The sequence below is a fragment of the Aquabacterium sp. genome (assembly GCF_034003525.1).
Lineage (GTDB): Bacteria > Pseudomonadota > Gammaproteobacteria > Burkholderiales > Burkholderiaceae_C > Aquabacterium.
In genome coordinates this window covers 197,993-220,325 of the sequence record NZ_JAVEYN010000002.1, presented here as the reverse complement: position 1 = coordinate 220,325, position 22,333 = coordinate 197,993, and the positions used below count along the sequence as shown (strand labels likewise).

16 protein-coding genes are annotated in these 22,333 nt (G+C 67.9%); 10 read left to right on the top strand and 6 right to left on the bottom strand.

Annotated features, from left to right (window positions below; all coding sequences use genetic code 11):
• The first annotated feature begins 5 nt into the window (after positions 1-5).
• From murD to ftsZ, 8 genes are read left to right on the top strand one after another with little or no spacing between them, the layout of a single operon-like run.
• Entirely contained in the window at positions 6-1,838 is a 1,833-nt protein-coding gene (murD, locus tag RBT42_RS02550; protein ID WP_320362274.1) for a UDP-N-acetylmuramoyl-L-alanine--D-glutamate ligase, read from the top strand.
• A 38-nt stretch (positions 1,839-1,876) separates the two neighbouring features.
• On the top strand, positions 1,877-3,112 hold the full coding sequence (ftsW, locus tag RBT42_RS02545) for a putative lipid II flippase FtsW (RefSeq protein WP_413785834.1): 1,236 nt from the start codon (positions 1,877-1,879) through the stop codon (positions 3,110-3,112).
• Positions 3,109-4,224, top strand: coding sequence for an undecaprenyldiphospho-muramoylpentapeptide beta-N-acetylglucosaminyltransferase (gene murG, locus RBT42_RS02540; RefSeq protein WP_320362272.1), 1,116 nt, complete (start codon positions 3,109-3,111; stop codon positions 4,222-4,224). Before ftsW ends, murG begins: the two co-directional genes overlap by 4 nt.
• The gene (gene murC / locus RBT42_RS02535) at positions 4,221-5,630 is read left to right on the top strand and encodes a UDP-N-acetylmuramate--L-alanine ligase (protein WP_320362271.1); all 1,410 of its coding nucleotides are present in this window, start codon (positions 4,221-4,223) and stop codon (positions 5,628-5,630) included. The genes murG and murC overlap by 4 nt, the downstream gene beginning before the upstream one ends.
• Positions 5,631-5,632: 2 nt before the next feature.
• The gene (locus tag RBT42_RS02530) at positions 5,633-6,607 is read left to right on the top strand and encodes a D-alanine--D-alanine ligase (RefSeq protein ID WP_320362270.1); all 975 of its coding nucleotides are present in this window, start codon (positions 5,633-5,635) and stop codon (positions 6,605-6,607) included.
• 24 nt (positions 6,608-6,631) lie between these two features.
• The gene (locus RBT42_RS02525; protein ID WP_320362269.1) at positions 6,632-7,471 is read left to right on the top strand and encodes a cell division protein FtsQ/DivIB; all 840 of its coding nucleotides are present in this window, start codon (positions 6,632-6,634) and stop codon (positions 7,469-7,471) included.
• A 12-nt stretch (positions 7,472-7,483) separates the two neighbouring features.
• A complete protein-coding gene (gene ftsA / locus RBT42_RS02520; protein ID WP_320362268.1) occupies positions 7,484-8,713 on the top strand; it encodes a cell division protein FtsA in 1,230 nt (409 codons plus the stop codon).
• Between the two features lie 53 nt (positions 8,714-8,766).
• Complete coding sequence (ftsZ, locus tag RBT42_RS02515; RefSeq protein ID WP_320362267.1) at positions 8,767-9,987, top strand: cell division protein FtsZ; 1,221 nt, start codon at positions 8,767-8,769, stop codon at positions 9,985-9,987.
• Positions 9,988-10,132: 145 nt separating this feature from the next.
• Here the strand turns inward: ftsZ and RBT42_RS02510 are convergent, their stop codons facing one another.
• The 5 genes from RBT42_RS02510 to RBT42_RS02490 all read right to left on the bottom strand — a co-directional run bounded on the left by RBT42_RS02510 (position 10,133) and on the right by RBT42_RS02490 (position 18,288).
• Positions 10,133-11,974 carry a long-chain-acyl-CoA synthetase gene (locus RBT42_RS02510; protein ID WP_320362265.1) on the bottom strand — a complete coding sequence of 614 codons (1,842 nt, stop codon included), beginning with the start codon at positions 11,972-11,974 and terminating at the stop codon, positions 10,133-10,135.
• Positions 11,975-12,108: 134 nt separating this feature from the next.
• The gene (locus RBT42_RS02505; protein ID WP_320362263.1) at positions 12,109-13,368 is read right to left on the bottom strand and encodes a multifunctional CCA addition/repair protein; all 1,260 of its coding nucleotides are present in this window, start codon (positions 13,366-13,368) and stop codon (positions 12,109-12,111) included.
• Between the two features lie 109 nt (positions 13,369-13,477).
• On the bottom strand, positions 13,478-14,317 hold the full coding sequence (gene rsmA / locus RBT42_RS02500; RefSeq protein WP_320362261.1) for a 16S rRNA (adenine(1518)-N(6)/adenine(1519)-N(6))-dimethyltransferase RsmA: 840 nt from the start codon (positions 14,315-14,317) through the stop codon (positions 13,478-13,480).
• A complete protein-coding gene (locus tag RBT42_RS02495) occupies positions 14,307-15,704 on the bottom strand; it encodes a peptidylprolyl isomerase (RefSeq protein WP_320362259.1) in 1,398 nt (465 codons plus the stop codon). Before RBT42_RS02495 ends, rsmA begins: the two co-directional genes overlap by 11 nt.
• Positions 15,685-18,288: an LPS-assembly protein LptD gene (locus RBT42_RS02490; RefSeq protein WP_320362257.1), complete on the bottom strand. Its 2,604-nt coding sequence runs from the start codon at positions 18,286-18,288 to the stop codon at positions 15,685-15,687. The genes RBT42_RS02495 and RBT42_RS02490 overlap by 20 nt, the downstream gene beginning before the upstream one ends.
• A 122-nt stretch (positions 18,289-18,410) precedes the next feature.
• Here RBT42_RS02490 and RBT42_RS02485 point away from each other — a divergent pair, with 122 nt between their 5' ends.
• The gene (locus tag RBT42_RS02485; protein WP_320362255.1) at positions 18,411-19,529 is read left to right on the top strand and encodes an aminoglycoside phosphotransferase family protein; all 1,119 of its coding nucleotides are present in this window, start codon (positions 18,411-18,413) and stop codon (positions 19,527-19,529) included.
• 58 nt (positions 19,530-19,587) lie between these two features.
• The gene (locus RBT42_RS02480; protein WP_320362253.1) at positions 19,588-21,102 is read left to right on the top strand and encodes a DEAD/DEAH box helicase; all 1,515 of its coding nucleotides are present in this window, start codon (positions 19,588-19,590) and stop codon (positions 21,100-21,102) included.
• 91 nt (positions 21,103-21,193) lie between these two features.
• Here RBT42_RS02480 and RBT42_RS02475 read toward each other — a convergent pair whose 3' ends face one another.
• On the bottom strand, positions 21,194-22,123 hold the full coding sequence (locus tag RBT42_RS02475) for an AraC family transcriptional regulator (RefSeq protein ID WP_320362251.1): 930 nt from the start codon (positions 22,121-22,123) through the stop codon (positions 21,194-21,196).
• Positions 22,124-22,333 lie beyond the last annotated feature (210 nt).

The window sequence follows — 22,333 nt, the reverse complement described above, 5'->3', positions numbered from 1 at the left end:
ACGCCATGCACTACCTTCGTGACCTCACCGTGCTGATCCTGGGTCTGGGTGACTCGGGCCTGGCCATGGCGCGCTGGTGCGCCCGGTGCGGCGCCCACGTGCGCGTGGCCGACACGCGTGCGACGCCCCCGCAGGCGGGCACGCTGGCCGCCGACGTGCCGGCTGCCACACTGCACCAGGGCCTGGACGTGGCTTTGCTCGACGGCGTGAACCTGGTGCTCAAGAGCCCGGGACTGATGCCCAACGACCCGGCCGTGGCCGCGCTGACGGCCCGCGCTGACGCGCTGGGCATCCCGGTGCGCGGTGAGTTGTCGCTGTTCGCCTCGGCCCTGGCCGACCTGAAGACCGATCTGGGCTATGCACCCAAGGTGGTGGCCATCACTGGCACGAATGGCAAGACCACGACGACCTCGCTGACCGCCCAGCTCATCGAGCGCGCGGGCCTGCGCGTGGGCATGGCCGGCAACATCGGCCCAACCTTGCTCGACACGCTGCGTGTGGCGCTGGACGCCGAGCCGGCACGTGAGTCGGCGGCCGAGCAGACCGAGCTGGCTTTCGGTGGTGATGCGTCTGTGTTGCCCGGTCAGGCCGAGTCGGGCGCCACGTCGGTGCAGACCGAGCCCGATCTGGGTGAGGGCGATGCCTCGTCGGTCATCGAGGCTTCGGCCGATGACGAACCGGCGCACGCCGACGTGACATCGCCCGACGAGGAGGCGCCCGCCGTGGCACCGCTGAGCGAGGACGCCGATGCGCCGCTGATCGAACTGGCCCCGCCGACGCCCGCTGCCCCGACCTTTGAAGTCTTGCCTGAAGCCTGGGTGCTGGAGCTGTCGAGCTTCCAACTCGATGGCGTGAGCAACTTCGAGCCGGATGCGGCCGTGGTGCTCAACATCACCCAGGATCACCTCGACTGGCACGGTTCGATGGCCGCGTATGCCGCCGCCAAGGCCCGCATCTACGGCAAACAGGCCGTGATGGTGATCAACCGCGATGACCCGGAAGTGGCCGCCATGGTCCCGCCGCCCGAGGTCATCAAGTCGGGCGTGCGTGGCCGCCCCGCCAAACTGGTGCACCGCCAGGTGGTGCGCTTCGGTCTGGACATGCCTCAGCATCCGGGTGACTTCGGTCTGGTGACCGAGTCCGGCATGGCCTGGCTGGTGCGCGCCCGCGAGGCCGATCCGACGCTCAAGCTCAAGAAGGGTGAGCAGCATGAGATCATCCTGCAACGCCTGATGCCCGCCGACGCGCTGCGCATCCGTGGGCGCCACAACGCGTCCAACGCCCTGGCGGCCTTGGCGCTGTCCACGGCGATTGGCTGCCCTCTGGCGCCGATGCTGCACGGCCTGCGCGAGTACCGCGGCGAGCCGCACCGTGTCGAGCACGTCACCACCGTCGGTGGCGTGGACGCGATCGACGACTCCAAGGGCACCAATGTGGGCGCCACCGTGGCGGCCTTGCTGGGCCTGGGGGCCGATCTGGCGCCAGGCAAGCTGGTCGTCATCCTGGGGGGCGACGGCAAGGGCCAGGACTTCGGTCCGCTGGCCGAGCCGGTGGGGCGCTTTGCGCGCGCCGTGGCCCTGATCGGTCAGGACGCACCGGCTTTGCAAGCGGTGCTGGCCGAGGTCCGCACGCCCACCGGCGAGGCGCTGCCGATGGCCCGTCACGACAGCCTGGAGGCGGCCACCCGTTGGGCCTTCGAGCAGGCCTCAGCCGGTGACGCCGTGCTGCTGAGCCCGGCTTGTGCCAGCCTGGACATGTTCCGCAACTACGCCCACCGCGCCGAGGTGTTCGTGACCACCGTGCGTGAACTGGCGATTGAGCGGGGAGACATGGCATGAGCCAGTCGAGCGTCCGCCGCATGCCCTGGACTGCCCTGATGGCGGCCGTGCGCGCCCGTCTGGGCCGGGGCTCGGCTGACCACGTCGGCAGCTTGCCGGTGCGCGACCACGTGAACGTCAATGCGGGCCAGCCGACACGGATGATGGGCTTTGACCAGGCCCTGGTCTGGGTGACCTTGTCGCTGATGCTGCTGGGTCTGGTGATGGTCTATTCGGCCACCATCGCTTTGCCGGACAGCCCGCGCTTTGCCAACTACACGCCCACCTTCTTCCTGCAGCGCCACCTGATCTCGATGGTCATGGCCGTGGCCCTGGCGGCCGTGGTCACGCAGATCCCGATGGCCAGCTGGGAGCGTCTGGCGCGGCCGCTGTTCCTGTTCTCGCTGTTCCTGCTGGTGCTGGTGTTGATCCCGGGCATCGGCAAGGTGGTGTACGGCGCACGGCGCTGGCTGCCGCTGGGCATCATGAACTTCCAGCCCTCCGAGCTGGCCAAGCTGGCCATCGTCCTGTATGCGTCCGACTACATGGTGCGCAAGATGGACGTCAAGGAGCGCTTTGTGCAGGCCGTCTACCCGATGGCCCTGGCCGTCGGTCTGGTGGGCGTGCTGCTGCTGGCCGAGCCCGACATGGGCGCCTTCATGGTGATCGCCACCATCGCCATGGCCATCCTCTTCCTGGGCGGCGTCAATGGCCGCATGTTCGCGCTGATCACCGGGGTGCTGATCGGGGCCTTCGGCCTGATGGTGGGCCTGAGCCCCTGGCGGCGCGAGCGCATCTTCGCCTACCTCGACCCCTGGTCGGAGCAGAATGCGCTGGGCAAGGCCTACCAGCTCACCCACTCGCTGATCGCCTTCGGGCGGGGCGAGATTTTTGGCGAGGGTCTGGGCTCCAGCCTGGAAAAGCTGCACTACCTGCCCGAAGCCCACACCGACTTCCTGCTCGCCGTGATCGGCGAAGAGCTGGGCTTTGTCGGCGTCTCGGCCGTGATCCTGACCTTCTTCTGGCTGGTCGTGCGCCTGTTCAACATCGGCCGTCAGGCCATCGCGCTCGACCGCGTGTTCGCGGGCCTGGTCTCGCAAGGCGTGGCGGTGTGGATGGGCGGCCAGGGCTTCATCAACATGGGCGTGAACCTGGGCGTGCTGCCCACCAAGGGCCTGACCCTGCCGCTGATGAGCTTCGGCGGTTCGGGCCTGCTGCTCAACGCCATCGCGCTGGCCATTTGCCTGAGGGTGGACATGGAGAATCGCCAACTCATGAGGGGGGGGCGCGCATGAGCACGACCGCTCGTCACCTCGTCATCATGGCGGCCGGTACCGGCGGCCACATCATGCCCGGCCTGGCCGTGGCCGATGAAATGAAGCGCCGCGGCTGGACCGTGAGCTGGCTGGGCACCGAAGGCGGCATGGAAAACCGCCTGGTGCCGCCCACTGGCATCCCGCTCGACACCATCTCCTTCAACGGCCTGCGCGGCAAGGGGGCCAAGGGCACGCTGCTGGGTGGCTTCAAGCTGCTCAAGGGCTTTGCCGAATGCGCCCGCATCTTGAAGGCCCGTCAGGCGAGCGCCGTGCTGGGCATGGGCGGCTATGTCTGCTTCCCCGGCGGCCTGATGGCCAAGGCCCGGGGCCTGCCGCTGGTGATGGTCAACGCTGACGCCGCGCTGCTGCTGAGCAACAAGGCGCTGCTGCCGATCACCAACGTGCTGGCCTGCGGCTTCGACGGCCCCGCCGCCCGTCACAAAGTGGCCCGCGTCACCGGCAACCCTGTGCGCGCCGAGATCGAGGCCATCGCGCCGCCGGCCGAGCGCTTTGCCGATCGCACCGGTCCGCTGCGCGTGCTGATCGTCGGTGGCAGCCTGGGTGCGCGTGCACTCAACGACGTGGTGCCGCAAGCCCTGGCCCTGATCCCGGCCGACCAGCGCCCGCGCATCACCCACCAGACCGGCATGGCCAACCTCGAGGCCGTCAAGGCCAGCTACGCCAATGCCGGTCTCGACCCGGTGGTCGATGCGGAGGTGCTGCCCTTCATCAACAACATGGCGCAGCGCCTGGCCGACTGCGACGTCATCATCTGCCGTTCCGGCGCCATCACCGTCAGCGAGCTGTGCGCCGCGGGCGTGCCCAGCGTGCTGATCCCGCTGGTGGTCTCGACCACCGCGCACCAGCGCGACAACGCCGAGTACATGGCCGAGCATGGTGCCGCGGTGCACCTGCCGCAAGCCGAACTCACGGCAGCCTCGCTGGCCCAGCGCCTGCAAGGCCTGCAACGCCCTGAACTGTTGGCCATGGCCCAAAAGGCCCATCGCCTGGCCCGTCTCCAATCGGCCGCCGCCGTGGCCGATGCCATCGAAGAAAACGTGAAACCCTCTACCGTAAAGGCGTCCCCATGAAGCACGCCGTCAAGAACATCCATTTCGTGGGCATTGGTGGCGCCGGCATGAGCGGCATTGCCGAGATCCTGCACAACCTGGGCTACGTGGTCTCGGGCTCCGACCAGGCCGACAGCGCCACCTCGCGCCGTCTGGCCTCGCTGGGCATCCGCGTCCATGTGGGCCATGACGCCGCGCACATCGAAGGCGCCGAGGCGGTGGTCACCTCCACGGCGGTGAAGGGCGACAACCCCGAGGTCATCGCCGCACGCGCCAAGCGCATCCCCGTGGTGCCGCGCGCCGTGATGCTGGCCGAGCTGATGCGCCTGCGCAAGGGCATCGCGATCGCCGGCACACACGGCAAGACCACAACCACTTCGCTGGTGACCGACATCCTGACCGAAGCCGGTGTGGATCCGACCTTCGTGATCGGCGGCAAGCTGCACAGCGCCGGGGCCAACTCGGCCTTGGGCAAGGGCGAGTTCATCGTGGTCGAGGCCGACGAGTCGGACGCCTCCTTCCTGAACCTGATGCCCGTGCTGGCAGTGGTGACGAACATCGACGCCGACCACATGGAGACCTATGGCCACGACTATGCCCGTCTCAAGCAGGCTTTCGTGGACTTCCTGCACCGCATGCCCTTTTACGGCTCGGCCATCCTGTGTTGCGACGACCCTGGCGTGCGCTCCATCATCCCGATGGTCTCACGCCCCGTGATCACCTACGGCTTCGGTGAAGATGCCCAGGTGCGTGCGGTCGATGTCGAAGCCTTGCCCGGCGGCCAGATGCGCTTCACCGTGCAGCGCCGCAATGGCGTGGTCCTGCCCGACATGCAGGTGACGCTCAACCTGCCCGGCATGCACAACGTGCTCAATGCGCTGGCCGCGATTGCCGTGGCCACCGAGATCGACCTGGCCGACGAGCCCATCATCCGTGCCCTGGGCGCCTTCACCGGCGTGGGCCGGCGCTTCCAGCGCTATGGCGAGCACCGCGCTGCCGACGGTGGGCGTTTCACGCTGATCGACGATTACGGCCACCATCCGGTCGAGATGGCCGCGGTCATCGCGGCCGCGCGGGGGGCCTTCCCCGGCCGCCGCCTGGTGCTGGCCTTCCAGCCGCACCGCTACACCCGCACGCGCGATTGCTTCGAAGACTTCGTCAAGGTGCTGGGCACCGCCGACGCCGTGCTGCTGACCGAGGTGTACGCGGCAGGAGAGCCCCCCATCGTCGCCGCCGATGCGCGCGCCCTGACTCGTGCGGTGCGCGTGGCCGGCAAGGTCGAGCCGGTCTTCGTCGACGACGTGAACGATTTGCCCCAGGCGATTGCCGACAACACCCGCGATGGCGATGTCGTGATCTGCATGGGTGCCGGCTCGATCGGCACCGTGGCCGGCAAGACCGCTGAACTGTTGAAGGACAAGAACTGATCATGAGCACCATTCACCTCTCGGCACCGACGGTGAACCCCGCTGACCTGGGCAAGGTCGCCGTGCTGTTGGGCGGCACCTCGGCCGAGCGCGACGTCTCGCTGATGTCGGGCGCGGGCGTGTTGCAAGCCCTGCAATCGCAGGGCGTCAACGCCTTCGCCTTCGACCCCGCCGAGCGTCCGCTGCAGGAGCTCCAGGTCGAAGGCGTGGACCGCTGCTTCATCGCCCTGCATGGCCGCGGTGGCGAAGACGGCACCGTGCAAGGCGCGCTCGAACTCTTGAAGATCCCCTACACCGGCTCCGGTGTGATGGCCTCGTCCATTGCCATGGACAAGGTGATGACCAAGCGCATCTGGCGTTTCGAGGGCTTGCCCACGCCGGAATGGCGTCTGGTGGCCAATGCCCATGAGTGCGAGCAGGCCCTGATCGCGCTGGGCGCACCCATGATCGTCAAGCCCGCCCGCGAAGGCTCGTCCATCGGTCTGACCAAGGTGACCGATGTGTCGCAGTGCGCCGCCGCCTATGCCGCGGCCGCCCAGCATGATCCCGAGGTGCTGTGCGAGCAGTTCATCGAGGGCGAAGAAACCACCTGCCCGGTGCTCATCGTCGACGGTCAGGCCCAGGCGCTGCCCGTGATCCGCATCGTCGCCCCCGGTGGCAACTACGACTACCAGAACAAGTACTTCACCGACGACGTGAAGTACCTGTGCCCCAGTCAGCTGGACGCCGACGAAGAAGCCGAGATCCAGCGCGAAGTGGTGCGGGCCTTCAAGACGCTGGGTTGCCGGGGCTGGGCGCGTGCCGACGTGATGATCCGCAAGTCCGACCGTCAGCCCTTTCTGCTCGAGATCAACACTTCCCCAGGCATGACCGGGCACTCCCTGGTGCCCATGTCGGCCAAGGTGGCCGGGTTGAGCTACGAACAACTGTGCTTGCACTTGCTGGCCTCGGCCAGCCTGGACTCTTCCACCCGCTGAACCTTGGACTGATCGAGCCCCACCATGTTGGCCGCCGCCGCCCTCAACCGCTACAGCTCGCCCGACGAGACGCCGCAAGACGTCCGTTGGATGAACGCGGCCGCCGCAGCGCTGGTGGTCGTGGCGGTGCTCATGCTGCTGGCCGCCGGGTTGCTCAAGCTCGGGCGTCTGCCGTACTTCGATCTGCAACGTGTGCAGATCGAGGGTGACCTGACGCGCAACAACCTGGTCACCGTGCGCGCCAACACGGTGCCGCGCCTGTATGGCAGCTTCTTCCAGGCCGACCTGGTGCGCAGCCGCGCCATCTTCGAATCGGTGCCCTGGGTGCGCAAGGCCGTGGTGCGCCGCGTCTGGCCCAACCAGCTGCGTGTCACGCTGGAAGAGCACAAGCCGGCCGCCTACTGGCGTCAGGCCCACAGCGAGGACCAGCTCGTGAACACCTTTGGCGAGGTGTTCGATGCCAACCTCGGCGACGTCGAGGACGAGCGCCTGCCCACGCTGGAGGCGCCGGCCAACACCGGCGCCAGCGAGGCCGCCCACATGCTGCAGATGCTGCGCCAGCTGCAGGACGTGTTCAAACCCCTGGGCGAGGTCGTCACGCTCAAGCTGAGCGACCGGGGTTCGTGGTCGCTGCAGCTCGACGACGAGGCCCAGATCGTGCTGGGCCGCGGCAGCGACGAGGCCATCCTCGCGCGGGCCGAGCGCTTTGTCGCCACCTTGCCCGAACTGCGCCGTTACTACCCGGCGCCCCTGTCTCAAGCCGACCTGCGCTATCCGCAAGGCTATGCCGTCAAGCTCCGTGGCCTGACGACCTTGCCCGATGGCGCAGCTCCTCCCCCAAAACCTCAGTCTTCAACCCGTTAACGCAAACACACCATGGCCAAGGAATACAAGGATCTGGTTGTCGGACTCGACATCGGCACTGCCAAGGTAATGGCGGTCGTGGCCGAAGTCATGCCCGGCGGTGACCTGCGTCTGGCTGGCCTGGGCATGGCGCCCAGCCACGGCCTCAAGCGCGGCGTGGTCGTCAACATCGACGCCACCGTGCAGTCCATCCAGCAAGCGCTCAAAGAGGCCGAGCTGATGGCCGACTGCAAGATCGCCCGCGTCTGGACCGGCATCACCGGCAGCCACATCCGCGGTCAGAACAGCACCGGCATGGTCATCGTGCGCGACAAGGAAGTCGCACCCATCGACGTGCAGCGTGTGGTGGAGACGGCCAAGGCCATCAACATCCCCAACGACCAGCGCCTGCTGCTGGTCGAGCCGCAAGAGTTCATCATCGACGGGCACGAGGTCAAAGAGCCCATCGGCATGAGCGGCGGCCGTCTGGAGGTCAAGGTCCACATCGTGACCGGGGCACAAAGCGCTGCCGAGAACATTGTCAAGTGCGTGCGCCGCTGCGGTCTGGAAGCCGAGCAACTGGTGCTCAACCCGAGCGCGTCGAGCTCGGCCGTGCTGACCGAAGACGAGAAGTCGCTGGGCGTGGCCATGGTCGACATCGGCGCGGGCACCACCGATGTGTCCATCTTCACCGATGGCTCGGTGCGCCACACCGCCGTCATCCCCATCGCCGGTGACCTGATCACCAGCGACATCGCGATGGCGCTGCGCACGCCGACCAAGGACGCCGAGGACATCAAGGTGGACTACGGCGTGGCCAAGCAACTGCTGGCCGACCCGAACGAACACGTCGAGGTCCCCGGTCTGGGCGACCGCGCGCCGCGCATGCTCTCGCGTCAGGCCCTGGCCGGCGTGATCGAGCCGCGCGTTGAAGAAATTTTCTCGCTGGTTCACCAGGTGATCCGCGATTCTGGTTACGAGGAACTGTTGTCGTCGGGCATCGTCCTGACGGGCGGCTCGGCGGTCATGCCCGGCATGGTCGAACTGGCCGAAGACATCTTCCTCAAGCCTGTGCGCAAGGGGACGCCCTTGTACGCAGGCCCCCTCCACGACATGGTGGCCAGCCCGCGCTCGGCCACCGTCATGGGCTTGCTCGAAGAGGCAAGGCTCGCGCGTTCGCGCGGGATGAAGGCGGCGCAGCAGGTGGGGTCGGTTCAGACCCTGTTCGGCCGCGTGCGCGACTGGTTCGTAGGCAGTTTCTAAAAAAAGTTTTACTCAATTCAACCGGCAACCGTTAGACAAGAGAGAGGTACGACATGGCCATCGAGATGATCGACAACTTTGACATGGGCACACAGATCAAGGTGATCGGTGTGGGCGGCGGTGGCGGCAACGCCGTCGAACACATGATCAGCGAGAGTGTGCAAGGCGTGCAGTTCATCTGCGCCAACACCGATTCGCAGGCGCTCAACCGCTCCAGCGCCGAAGTGCTGCTGCAACTGGGCAACTCGGGCCTGGGCGCTGGGGCCAAGCCTGAAGCTGGCAAGGCCGCCGCCGAAGAGGCTGTGGACCACATCCGTAACGCGCTGGATGGCGCCCACATGGTGTTCATCACCGCTGGCATGGGCGGCGGCACCGGCACCGGTGCGGCGCCCGTGATCGCGCGCGTGGCCAAAGAAATGGGCATCCTGACCGTCGGCGTGGTGACCAAGCCCTTCGACTTTGAAGGCAACCGTCGCCAGAAGCAGGCCGACGCAGGCCTGGCCGAGCTCGAAGCCAATGTCGACTCGCTGATCGTCGTCCTCAACGAGAAGCTGCTGGAAGTCATGGGCGACGACGTCACCCAGGAAGAAGCTTTCGGCAAGGCCAATGACGTGCTCAAGAACGCCGTCGGTGGCATCTCCGACATCATCCACATTCCCGGCCTGGTGAACGTCGACTTCGAAGACGTCAAGACCGTGATGAGCGAGCCGGGCAAGGCCATGATGGGTACCGCCACCGCCGGTGGTCCGGACCGCGCCACCAAGGCCGCCGAAGCCGCCGTGGCCTGCCCGCTGCTGGAGGGCATCGACCTGTCGGGCGCCCGTGGCGTGCTGGTGCTGATCGCCGCTTCGAAGGCCACCTTCAAGCTGAGCGAGTCGCGCAACGCGATGAACACCATCCGCCGCTACGCCGCCGAAGACGCCCATGTGATCTACGGCACCGCCTACGACGAAAGCCTGGGCGACCAGCTGCGCGTGACCGTGATCGCCACGGGCCTGAGCTCGGCCAAGCGTGCCGCCGCCCCGATGACCGTCGTGCACAGCGCCCTGCGCACCGGCACCGACAACATCCCCGTGTTGACCGACCCGGTGGCCCCGCACCCGAGCGGTCTGGGCATGGGCCGTGCCAGCGCCGGTGGTGACTTCAGCGGCCTGAACACCCCGAGCGTGTGGCGCAGTGGCCGCACGCAAGCGGCAGCCAAGGTCGACGCCCTGGCCAGCAACGGCATGGACGAGATCGAGATCCCGGCCTTCCTGCGTCGTCAGGCTGACTGATTTCTGATCCTCTCTCCATGTTGCCTTTTTCCCCCTGCGCCTTGCCGGTCGCAGGGGGTTTTTGGCCGTCTTCGTCTGAACCTTGTTCTGAATTCAATCTTGGACTGAGCCGGGCGATCCAGCGGATGCGCTGAGATGCCGAGCGTCAGTCGAACCGGTGTGTGCCCGCTGACAAGGCCTGCCAGAGCTCGCCCGTCATGGGCACGTAGCCACCCGGTGTGAGCACATACAAGGCATCGTGGACCACGGTCGGATCATAGCCCTCCCGTTTGAGTGCCACCTTGCTGTACTTGAACGTCGCGGTCACCGCGTGGTCGTCGCGCAGCCGCAGGAACAGCGGCACCGCATAGTGCGGCAGTTGAGCGTACAGCGCTCGTGCCAGCGCCGCCCCATCGAAAGGCGCCGCGTCATCGCACAGGGTGAGCGCCGCCATGCCCGCCCGCCCATCGGCACCTGGCACCGTCACCCCGTACACCACCGCTTCGGCCACTTCCGGCTGATGCGCGAGCACGCCTTCCACCTCGGTGGTCGCCACGTTCTCGCCTTTCCAGCGGAAGGTGTCGCCCAGGCGGTCGACGAACTGCATGTGGTGCAGGCCCTGGTGGCGCACCAGGTCGCCGGTGTTGAACCAGGCGTCCCCCTTCTTGAACACGTTGCGCAGCACCTTGGCTTCGGTCGCCTCGGCATCGGTGTAGCCGTCCAGCGGCGCGCGGGTGGTGATCTCGGTGATGAGCAGCCCGACCTCGCCGCGCTGGACCCGGCTCATGTGCTGGCGGCGACCGCTGCGCACGGGCTGTTCGGTGTCCAGGTCCATGCGCACGATGGCGTAGGACAGCGGGCACAGCCCCGTGGTGCGCGGCAGGCCCAGGGCGTTGATGAAGGCCAGGTTGCATTCGCTGGCGGTGTAGAACTCGGCGATGTGCCCGATGCCGAAGCGCTGCTGGAAGGCGTCCCAGATCTCCGGGCGCAGTCCGTTGCCGATCATGGCGCGCACACGGTGCTCCCGGTCGTTCGGGCGCGCCGGCTGGTTGAGCAGGTAGCGACACAGCTCCCCGATGTAGCAAAACGATGTGGCCTGATAGCGCCGGACGTCGTCCCAGAAGCGTGAGGCGCTGAACTTGGGCACGAGCACGAGGCTGGCACCGGCCCCGACCACGGCGCCCCAGGACACGGTCAGCGCGTTGTTGTGGTACAGCGGCAAGGGGCAGTAGAGCACGTCGTCGGGGCGCAGTCGCAGCCCCATCACGCCCATGCCTGACATGCAGCGGTGCCAGCGGTAGTGCGACATCACCGAGGCCTTGGGCAGGCCGGTCGTGCCCGAGGTGTAGATGTGGAAGGCCGGCTGATGCAGGCGGATGGTGGCCGTCTCGGGCGGATTGTGGCTGGGGGCCACGGCCAGGCGCTCCTGCGCCCAGATCAGGTTGTCGGGTGGGGGCGTCTCGCCCTCCCACCACCAGCGTTCGCACAAGGTGGCGCGTTCGGCAGGGGGCAGACTGTGCAGGGCATCGGCGCAGGCTTCGCCCACCACCACCAGGGCCGGGGTGCTGAGGCGCAGGCTGTGCGCGAGCACCTCGCCGCGCTGCTGGTTGTTCAGCAGGGTGGCGATGGCGCCCAGCTTGACGGTGCCCAGCACCCAGGCCAGCACCTCGGCGCGGTTGTCGAGCAGCACGCCCACGCTGTCACCTGACTTCACGCCGGCCGCCTGCAGGGCATGGGCGCAGCGGTTGGCCCAGGCATTGAACTCGGCATAGGTCCAGCGTCGGTCGCCACAGACCACGGCGGGGCGCTCAGGGTGGCGGGCGGCTTGTTGGGCAAAGGTCTGGCCGATGGAGCCCAGGCGGGTGGGGCGCAGGCGCAGCAGGCCGATCAGGCCCTTGAGCAGCAGACGCAGGTCGGTGCGGACGGTGCGCCAGGCGGCCGGGATCCAGTCGGTGAGGCGGACGAGTTGGGGTGCGGCGGGCGCACGGTCGGAGGCAGGAGGGCTCATCGGACCAGTCTAGGCGGCCCCCGGCCTGGTCGCCGTGCCAGGTTGCTTCGCCCCCCTCGGGCGGGGGTGAAGACGCGACAGCTTTCCGCTGCGTGGCGGGCGGTGCGATGCCGGCGTCGATGCCTGGGTATTCCTCAGGCGCTGGGTGGCGCGCTGCAGTCTGGCCGCTCCGTGTCCAGTCCCGCGCTCAGGGCGACCTCCCGGGCATCGTCAATGGCCTGCCCGATGGCCGGACCTTTCAGGCCCCGGGCCAGGGCCTCGGCCGAAACGCGTGCGGTGTCCACGGCCTGTCCCAGGGCCAGAGCCCGTTGCAGTCGTGCACCTTGCGGGTAGGGCTGCTCGGCGTAACCCAGGCGGCCGCGGGCGTCGCACTCGCAGGCCTGCAGCACCTCGGCAAAGCGCTGTGGCTTGCGCCAGGCGTCGCAACGCCCCAGCAGACGCAGCACCGCGGCGGCGCCAAAGTTCAGGCTGCCATGGATGTTGCCGTGCTCGCGCGCCACCACCTCGGCCAGTTCGCGGCACTCGTTGGGCACGCGCAGCCGTTCGTTGACGGCGCGCAGCAGTTGCACGCTGCGGCCTTCGTGGCCCAGGTGGCGCGGCAGGATGTCGGCCGGGGTGGTGCCCTTGCCCAGGTCGTGGCCCAGGCAGGCGTAGCGCACGCTCAAGGGGGTCTGAAGCCGGGCGGCCATGTCCAGCACCATCATCACGTGCACGCCCGTGTCGATCTCGGGGTGGAAGTCGGCACGCTGGGGCACGCCCCACAGGCGGTCGAGTTCGGGCAGCAGGCGCGCCAGTGCCCCGCAGTCGCGCAGCACCTCGAACATGCGGGAGGGGCGCTCTTCCATCAGGCCCCGGGCCAGCTCCTGCCACACGCGCTCGGCCACCAGATGGTCCACCTCGCCCTCGGCCACCATCTGGCGCATCAGCGCCATCGTCTCGTCGGCCACGCTGAAGTCGGCGAAGCGGGCGGCAAAGCGTGCCAGCCGCAGGATGCGCACCGGGTCTTCGGCAAAGGCGAGGGAGACATGGCGCAGCACGCGCGCGCGCAGGTCGCGCTGGCCGCCATTCGGGTCGATGACCTGGCCCTCGGCATCCTCGGCCATCGCGTTGATGGTCAGGTCGCGGCGGACGAGGTCGTCTTCGAGCGTGACGTCGGGGGCGGCGTAGACCTGGAAGCCGTGGTAGCCGTGGCCATGCTTGCGCTCGGTGCGTGCCAGCGCATACTCCTCCTGGGTGTCGGGGTGCAGGAAGACGGGGAAGTCCTTGCCCACCGGCCGAAAACCGGCCGCCACCATGGCCTCGGGCGTACTGCCCACCACCACCCAGTCACGGTCGCCCCCGGGGCGGCCCAGCAAGCGGTCGCGCACCGCGCCGCCAACGAGATAGATCTGCATGGATGGCAGTGTAGCGAGGCTGGCGCTGAGGGCCGCCATGGCAAGCACAAGCGCTGCCCGTGCACACGGCTGGTGCGTTCAGCCTGGCACGGTTGATGCAGCAGAAAGCTCAGGCCTCGGCGCCTTTCGCTTTCTTCAACGCCGCCAGGGCGAGGTAGTCGGTCACCGGCACCTCTTCTGCGCGGCGTTGCAGATCGAAATCGGTCACGATGCCGTGCTCGCTGATCCACGCGCCCAGCGTGTGGCGCAGGATCTTGCGGCGCTGCGAAAACGCCACGGCCACCATCTTGGTGAATTCGGGCAGGTCCACCGCGGGCGGATCCGCCAGCGGGATCATGCGCACCACGGCCGAGTCCACCTTGGGCGGCGGGTCGAACGAACCCGGCGGCACGTCGACCACGCACTCCATCTGGTAGCGCCACTGCAGCATCACGCTCAGGCGGCTGTAGTCCTTGTTCCCCGGCGTGGCCACCATGCGGTCGACCACTTCCTTTTGCAGCATGAAGTGCTGGTCCACCACCTGATCGGCCCAGGGCAGCAGGTGGAACAGGATGGGGCTGGAGATGTTGTAGGGCAGGTTGCCGATCAGGCGCAGCTTCTGGCCCGCCTCTTGCGCGAGCTGGCCGAAATCCACCTTCAGCACATCGGACTCGATGACGTTGAGCTCGGGGCGCTTGCGCAGACGCGCGGCCAGGTCGCGGTCGAGTTCGATCACGGTGAGCTTTTCGCTGCGCTCGACCACCGGGTTGGTCAGGGCGCCCAGGCCGGGGCCGATCTCGACCAGGGTCTGGCCCGGCTGGGGCGCGATCGCGCGCACGATTTCATCGATCACACCATGATCGACCAGGAAGTTCTGGCCAAAGCGCTTGCGGGCAATGTGGCCGCCCCCCCCCTGTACGGCGCGCTGGCCGCTCGGGCGGGCGGACTTGGAACGGGTGTCAGGGCGCATCGCGCATTTCCACCCAGGCGGCGGCACGCAGCTCGCGGGCCCAGTCTTCGTAGGTCGACTCGAAGCGGCGCTCACGCAGCACGGCTCGGGCGGCTTCCCGCTTTTGCGCGTCGGTGAGCTTGACCTCGCGGCGTTCGATCAGCTGGATCAGGTGCACCCCGAAGCGGCTGACGATGGGTTGCGAGATTTCGCCAGCTTGCAGGGCCGTCAGGGCGCGCTCGAACTCGGGCACGAACTGGCCGGGCGAGGCCCAACCCAAATCGCCCCCGTTGGCGGCGCTGCCGTCCTGTGAGTGCTGGCGGGCCATCTGCGCAAAACCGGCGCCCCCGCTCACGATCTCCCTGCGGATCTCGGCGAGGCGGGCCACCTGGGCTTGCGTGGATTCCTTCGGGTTGGCGCGCAGCAGGATGTGGCGGCTGCGCTGCTGGGTGTAGGACGCCTCGGCGCTGTTCTCGCGCTCGACGAGCTTGATGATGTGAAAGCCGGCGTTGGAGCGCACCACGGGGGCCACTTCACCGACCTTGAGGTCGCGCACCGCAGAGACGAACAGGTCCGGCAAGCGGCTGACCGGCATCATGCCGAAAGCGCCGCCCTGCTCCTTGGTCTGGGTGTCGGCGGAGTGCGTGCGCACCAACTGGTTGAAGTTGCCGCCGCTGCGCGCCTGCTCCTGCACCTGGCGCGCCTTGGCCGCCAGGGCTTCGATCTGGGCGGGCGTGGCCTGCTCGGGCACCGGGATCAGGATGTGAGCCAGGTTGAGGGCGACCTCGGTCTGCGCGGCCGGGTCGGTGGCCAGGAAGGCATCGATGTCGCTGTCGCTGATCTGGATGCGGGCGTTGACCTCGCGGTCACGCAGACGCTGCAGCAGGATTTGCTCACGCAGGCTGGCGCGGTAACGCGGGTAGTCCAGGCCGTCGGCTTCCATGCGACGCTGCATTTCGCGCAGGCTCAGCTTGTTCTGGGCGGCGATGTTCTCGATGGCCGCATCGACCTCGGCGTCCGGGACGTTCAGGCCCACCGTGCGCGCGTGCGAGATCTGCACCTTCTCGTCGATCAGCGCATCGAGCACCTGGCGGCGCAGCTCATCGGGCGGGGGCAGGCGGCTGCCGGCCGGGGCGGTTTCCTGGATGCGCGCCACCCGCTTGTCGACATCGAGGTGGGTGATGGGCTCTTGGTCTACCACGGCCACGATGTAGTCGGCCGTGGTCGGCTTGCCAGGCAGCTTGAGGTCGGTGCTCAACTGGCGTGCACCCGGAATGCGCGGCACCACCGAGGGGGCGTCCGGGTTGCGCAACTGAGCCTGGGCCGAGGTCAGGCTGGTGAGCAGCAGGCTCAGGCACAGACCCTGAACCAGGGGGCGCAGACGGGGCTTACGGAAGGGGTGTGTCATCGTCGAGGAAAGGCTGGGGTGCAAGGGCGGGCGGCTGCGGCGCTTCATCGCGCAGCAGGCGGTAGCCCGGGATGCTGGTCTGCAAGGTGCGCAGCGGGTTGGAGCCCAGGGCCAGACGGGACAGACCAATGAGCTCGAGTTGGAACATGAAACGGGTGGTGGCTTCGCTCTGGCCGAGGGCCACGCGCTCCATCACGAAGCGGCCGATCCAGCAGCCCGCATCGTATTCGAAACCCGCCAGGGTGTTGGTGAAGCGGTCGTCACGCTTGTCGTAAATCACCCGGCCCACGCTGTACCAGGCACCACCGCACTGGTTGCCGCCGCCCAGCAGCTGGCCGGGCTTAGGGACATCCGGCGAGCTTACCTTGGCCATCAGCTCCTGCAGCGGCGGCTTGCGCCCACCCAGCGGCCATTGCCAGCCCACTTCAATCTGCTCGCTGTTGTCGCGGTTGTAGCGGTAGGTGACCCCGACGGTGCGCCAGGCTCCCGGCGAGTAGCGCACGCCCAGGGTGGCCTGCTGCGTGGCCTGGTTGTCGGCGCCCAACTGGGTGCTGCCATCGAGGTACCAGCTCGGGAACACGGAGGTCGAGCCCAGCAGCAGGGTGTCGGAGAGGCCGGCCTTGATGGGGTCGGCGCCATAGGGGTTCAGGCGCTGTTCGGACAGGAGCCACTTCTGTACCACGCCCAAACGCAGGGTCTCACCGCCGTTCTGGTCGAGCAGGCGCGAGGTGGCGCCCAGCGTGATCTCGTTGGCGTCGGAGATGCGGTCCACGCCGGTGTAGGCGTTGTCGTTGTTGTCGCTGTTGAAGATGGCGTACTGGTTGAAGTCACGCGGTGCGCTGTCGAACAGCGGCAGCATGCTCTGGTCGCGATAGGGGGTGCGCACGTAGCGCACACGCGGCTCCAGCGTCTGCGTCAGCTGGCGGCCGAACAGCTCGACCGGGCGCTCCAGCTCGGTGCGGGCGTCCAGGCTGAAGGTGGGGATGGTGCGCGTGATGCTGCGCTGGGGGCTGCCTGGCACCTTGTCCAGGTCGTAGCTGGTGCTGTGCAGCGCCAGACGAGGCGTGAGTGTGAGCGGCCCCAGGTCAAACGAGCGGTCCAGTTGCCCGACGGCGTGTAGGCGGTTGCCCGAAACCTTCTGCTCGTCGGGGTGGGTGAATCGGTTGAACTCGCCTTGCAGTTGCCAGTTCAGAGCCTGGTCCACCCCACTGCGGCTGCGGATGCCGATCTGCGGCGTGCGGCGGTAGGGGGCGTCAATGGCACTGTCGATCGGGTCGGACTTCGGGTCCAGGTCCTTCAGTGTCTGCCAGCTTTGCACCCCGGCGTACAAGCTGGTCTGGCTGTCGCCCAGCCCCCAGTTGCGTTCATTGAGCACCTGCTCGACCCGCAGGTGGCTGTCGTACAGGCGCGGCGTCTTGTTCTTCAGGTTGTGCGTGAAGTCCCGCCAGTATTCATCGTCGGACACGCGCAGCAGCTGGACGTCGTAGACGGTTTGAGAGGGCGAGTTGCCCATGCGCAGGCTGCCCTGGTGGGTGAAGTCGACCATGCCGCGTGAGCGGTCGGCCACGCGGTCGTTCGGCAAGCCGAACAAGTTCAGGACGCCCTTGTCATTGGGCGCCAGGTAGCGGTATTCCAGGTCCAGGCCCAGGCCACGGCGCGTGGACAGCAGCGGCGCGATGGTGGCGTCCTGATCGGGGGCGATGTTCCAGTAGTAGGGCAGTGACAGCTCGAAACCGCTCTTGCTGTCGAAGTAGAAGCTGGGCGGCAACAGGCCGGACCGGCGGGCGTCGCTCAGCGGGAAGCTCAGGTAGGGCGTGGCCAGAATGGGCACGCCCTTGAACCAGATCACCGCATTGCGGGCGACGCCTTCATCGGCCGCCATGTCCAGGTCGACGCTGCTGGTCTGCAGCGACCAGTCGGGCTCGCCCGGCAGGCCCTCGGCGGTGTTGGCCGGGGTGCAGCTGCTGTAGGTCGTGCGGGTGGCGCGCAGGCGCTTTTCTCCCAGGAATTCGACCAGCTCGGCGCTGCCGCCGGCCTGGGGCCGCGCGAACCAGAAGCGTGGGCGTACGAACTCGCCTTCCAGGCGGTCGAGTTGCAGCGACAGCTCCGGGCCCATGAAGATGTTGCCCTGGCGCTCGACGCGCACCTTGCCCACGGCCCGGGCCGTGTTGTCGGCCTGGGTGTGGGTCAGCTCGTCGGCCCGCAGCGACAGGTCGCCCTGGCGCAGGCGCACCTTGCCGGTGGCGCGGGTGCGCTCGCCCGCCTCGCCTTCCAGGTGGTCCGCCTCGAAATACATCGGCTCCTTGCCCTGTTTGCCGCCCGTGACGATGGGGGGCAGCGAAAAGGGCAGGGTGGGCGCGCTGGCCGGCGTCGCCACTGCCGCAGCGGCGGCACGGGCGCTGGTCGGGGTCGAAGCCGCCGCCTGCGCCAGCAAATTGGGCGGGGACGGGTCCACCGTCTGAGCGCGGGCGGGCGCCGTCAGCGTGAGGCTCACCAGCGCCAGACCGGCCGCGCAAGCGGTCGGGGTCCAGCGGGTGGGCAGGACGCCAGGGCGTCGAGAAGAGCAGGCCAGGAGGGAATTCACGGTCACGATGGCGCGTCGCTAAAGGGGCGGCGGCGGGGCCTGCGCAGGTGCGGGCTGGCCTTGCCTAAAATCGGTGCATTATTTCATGTCCCTTCGCCTTCTGACCGTTCTCTGAGTCCTCCATGACATCTGCGTCGTCCACACCGGCTTCGGCCCCGTCTGCTTTCGACATCCATTGGGCCGATCCGGCCCGTCAGCAGGCCTTCGGAACCTGGCTGGCCGCCCAGGCGAGCCGCCATGGCCTGCAGCCCGACAGCCTGCGCTCGGCCAGTGCCGACGCCAGCTTCCGACGCTACTTCCGCGTGGACGCGCCCACCGCCCCACGCGGCACGCTCATCATCATGGACGCCCCGCCCGACAAGGAAGACTGCCACCCCTTCGTCGCTGTGGCCCGCTTGCTGGAAGCCGGCGGCGTGGGCGTGCCCCACATTCTGGAATGGGACGAGGCCCAGGGCTTCATGCTGTTGTCCGACCTGGGCCAGCACACCTTCCTGGCCACGTTGGAGGCCACCGACTACGACCACGGCCCGGCCTCTCACAACCGTGCCCTGTACATGAGTGCCATCGACGAGCTTGTGCGCCTGCAGGCCGTGCCCGCCGACAGCCTGCCCCCGTATGACGACGCCCTGCTGCAGCGTGAACTGGACCTGCTGCCCGACTGGTACCTGACCCAGCTGCGTGGCTTGACGCTGGACGAAGCCACACGCGCCATGCTGGCCCAGACCTTCGCCCTTATCAAGGCCGAGGTGCTGGCCCAGCCCACCGGCTTCGTGCACCGCGACTTTCACAGCCGCAACCTGATGGCCGACCCGGCCGACCCCAAGGCGCGCCTGGGCGTGATCGACTTCCAGGACGCCGTGCGCGGGCCGCTCACCTACGACCTGGTGTCCCTGCTGCGCGACGCCTATGTGATCTGGGACGAAGACATCCAGCTTGACTACGCCGTGCGCTTCTGGGAAAAGGCCCGCAAGGCCGGCCTGCCCGTGGCCGACGATTTCGGCGACTTCTGGCGCCAGTTCGAATGGATGGGCCTGCAGCGCCACCTCAAGGTGCTGGGCATCTTTGCCCGCCTGGCCCTGCGCGACGGCAAGCGCCAGTACCTCGACGACATCCCCCGCGTGTGGACCTACGCCCACCGCGTGGCCTCGCGCTACCAGGGCCTGGGCCCGCTCGCGCGCCTGCTGGAGCAGGCCGAAGCGGCCCACGGCGGCACCCAAACGCAGGTCGGCTACACGTTCTGAGGGGCGTTCGCAAGAAAACTGCGCAAAAAAGCAGCAAGAAGCGGATAATCCGGCCTCGATGAATGAAAACCTCTCCCAAGACGCGGCCGTGACGGCCGAGGTGAGCGCCGCCCCCCAGGCTGCGCCCGAAGCCCCCGCCCGGTTTGACACGCTGCCCCTGGATCCCAAGATCCTCAGCGCCATCACCTATCCCACGATGACGCCGATCCAGGCCAAGGCCATCCCCTTGGTCCTGGCCGGGCGCGACGTGATGGGTGCCGCCCAGACCGGCACCGGCAAGACCGCCGCCTTCTCCATCCCGTTGCTTCAGAAGATGATGAAGCACGAGAACGCCAGCATGTCGCCGGCGCGCCACCCGGTGCGCGCCATCGTGCTGGCGCCCACGCGCGAGCTGGCCATCCAGGTGGCCGACAACGTCAAGACCTACGCCAGCAAGTGCAACCTGCGCTCGGCCGTGGTGTTTGGCGGCATGAACATGAAAGAGCAGACGGTCGAGCTGAAAGCCGGCGTCGAGGTGCTGATTGCCACCCCGGGCCGCCTGATCGACCACATTGAGGCCAAGAACTGCAACCTCTCGCAGGTGGAGTACGTGGTCCTCGACGAAGCCGACCGCATGCTCGACATCGGCTTCCTGCCCGACCTGCAGCGCATCCTGAGCTATCTGCCCAAGACCCGCCAGACCCTGCTGTTCTCGGCGACCTTCTCGCCCGAGATCAAGAAGCTGGCGCAGAGCTATCTGCAAGACCCGGTGCTGGTCGAAGTGGCCCGTCCCAACCAGACCGCCACCAACGTCGAGCAGCGCTTCTACCGCGTCGAAGACGACGACAAGCGCCACGTGATCCGCCAGATCCTGCGCGACCGCGACATCAAGCAGTCCATCGTTTTCGTCAACTCCAAGCTGGGCGCTGCCCGCCTGGCCCGCACCTTCGAGCGTGACGGTCTGCGCACGGCCGCCTTGCACGGCGACAAGTCGCAAGACGAGCGCATCAAGGCGCTGGACGCCTTCAAGCGCGGCGAGGTGGACCTGCTGGTGGCCACCGACGTGGCCGCGCGCGGCATCGACATCGCGGCCCTGCCGGCGGTGTTCAATTACGACATCCCCTTCAACGCCGAAGACTATGTGCACCGAATCGGTCGTACCGGTCGTGCCGGTGCGAGCGGCCTGGCTGTGTCCCTGGTGACGGGCTCGGATGCGCGCCTGATGGGCGACATCGAAAAGCTGATCAAGAAGAAGCCCGAGGTTGAGACCTTCGAGCTGGAGCGCCGCCAGCGCAGCGACCGGGGCGAGCGCGGTGAGCGTGACAGCTACCGTCGTGAAGCCCGTGACTTCGGTGGGCGCGAAGAGCGCGAAGAGCGTCCGGTTCGCGCTGCGCCGGTGCGTCGCGCGTCCTCCGACCCCTTCTTTGACAAGCCTTACGAGCCCGATCCCTCGGCCGACCCGGCCTGGGAGAGCAAGAGCGCGGCTACCGCGCCGGTACCGGCCAGCGGCGGCGGCTCGGGCCTGTCGCGCTTCCTCAAGCCCAAGCGCAAGGTCGCAACCTTGCTGGGCGGCTCGGGGACGCACCGCCGGTGAGCTGAGTCATGCGGCCGCGGAACCTGACCGTGGTGCGTGAGGCGATGAACAAGGGCTGCCGTTGTGCAGCCCTTTGTGTTGGTGCACCCAGCTAGGCGCTGACTGCCGCACCTTGCCGCCACACCGACGGCGACACCCCATGCGCCCGTTTGAACGCCTGACTGAACGCGGCTTCGGAGGCATAGCCCACCAACTCCGCCACCTGGCTGACTGGCAAGGCGCTGCTGCCCAGATGGCGGGCGGCCAGGCGCATGCGGTGGCGTGTCAGATAGGTCAGCGGTGGCTCGCCCAGCACCTGGCTGAAGCGCTCTGCAAAGGCCGAGCGCGACAGGCAGGCGTGCGCCGCCAGTTCGGGTACCGTCCAGGCACGGCGCGGGTCGCGGTGGATCTGGGCCAGGGCGCTGGACAGGGCCCTGTCTTTCAGGGCCGCCAACCAGTTGCCGGAACCTTCCGGGACCGACTCCACATGCTCACGGATGCACTCCATGAACAGGATGTCGCCCAGGCGGTTGATGATGGCCTGCTGCGCGGGCCGTCGCGCCGCCACCTCTTGCGCGAGGAATTGCAGCCCGATGGCCAACCACAGCGGCGGCGCCTCGCCCAGGCCGCGCACGTGCATCTCGGTGGGCAGGGCTGCGATCAAGGGGGCGGCCATGCCCACGTCAAAGCGGGCGTGGCCGCTGATGAGGGTGCAGGCCACCCCGCCTCCACCGTGCAACTGCGGCGTGTCGGTGGCCCCCTGCGCCATGATGGGCAGCAGGTCGGCGGGCACGGCCAGGGTCTGTGGCTTGTCCTGGATGCGGTGCGCGCCGCCGGCCGGCAGCACGAACAGGTCACCGGTCTGGATCAGGGTGGGCGGCAGGCCCTCGCGCATCAGCCAGGCCTGCCCGCTGGTGACGATGTGAAAGCTCGCCAGGCCGGGCGTGGCCAGGGACCAGGCCCAGGGCGCGGTGTTGTGGGTGGAGGCGAAGACGACGCCATCGAAGTGCATGTCGTCCAGAATCAGGCTGAGCGTGTCCATTGTCCTGCAGCATGCCATGGCACGCGGTGTGGGCGTCCTGGCGAAAACGCCGCATGACCCGCGCGATACACCTCCTACACGACCGCCGATGCCGCGAACCCAAGCGGGCTCGGGTTTGCCCCGAGAGTCGGCCGGCGTCTTGCGATGGTCGGGCGGAGGGGCGCGGATTCCTGCCGCAGATCAATTTTCAGACACTGAAGGCATTCCACA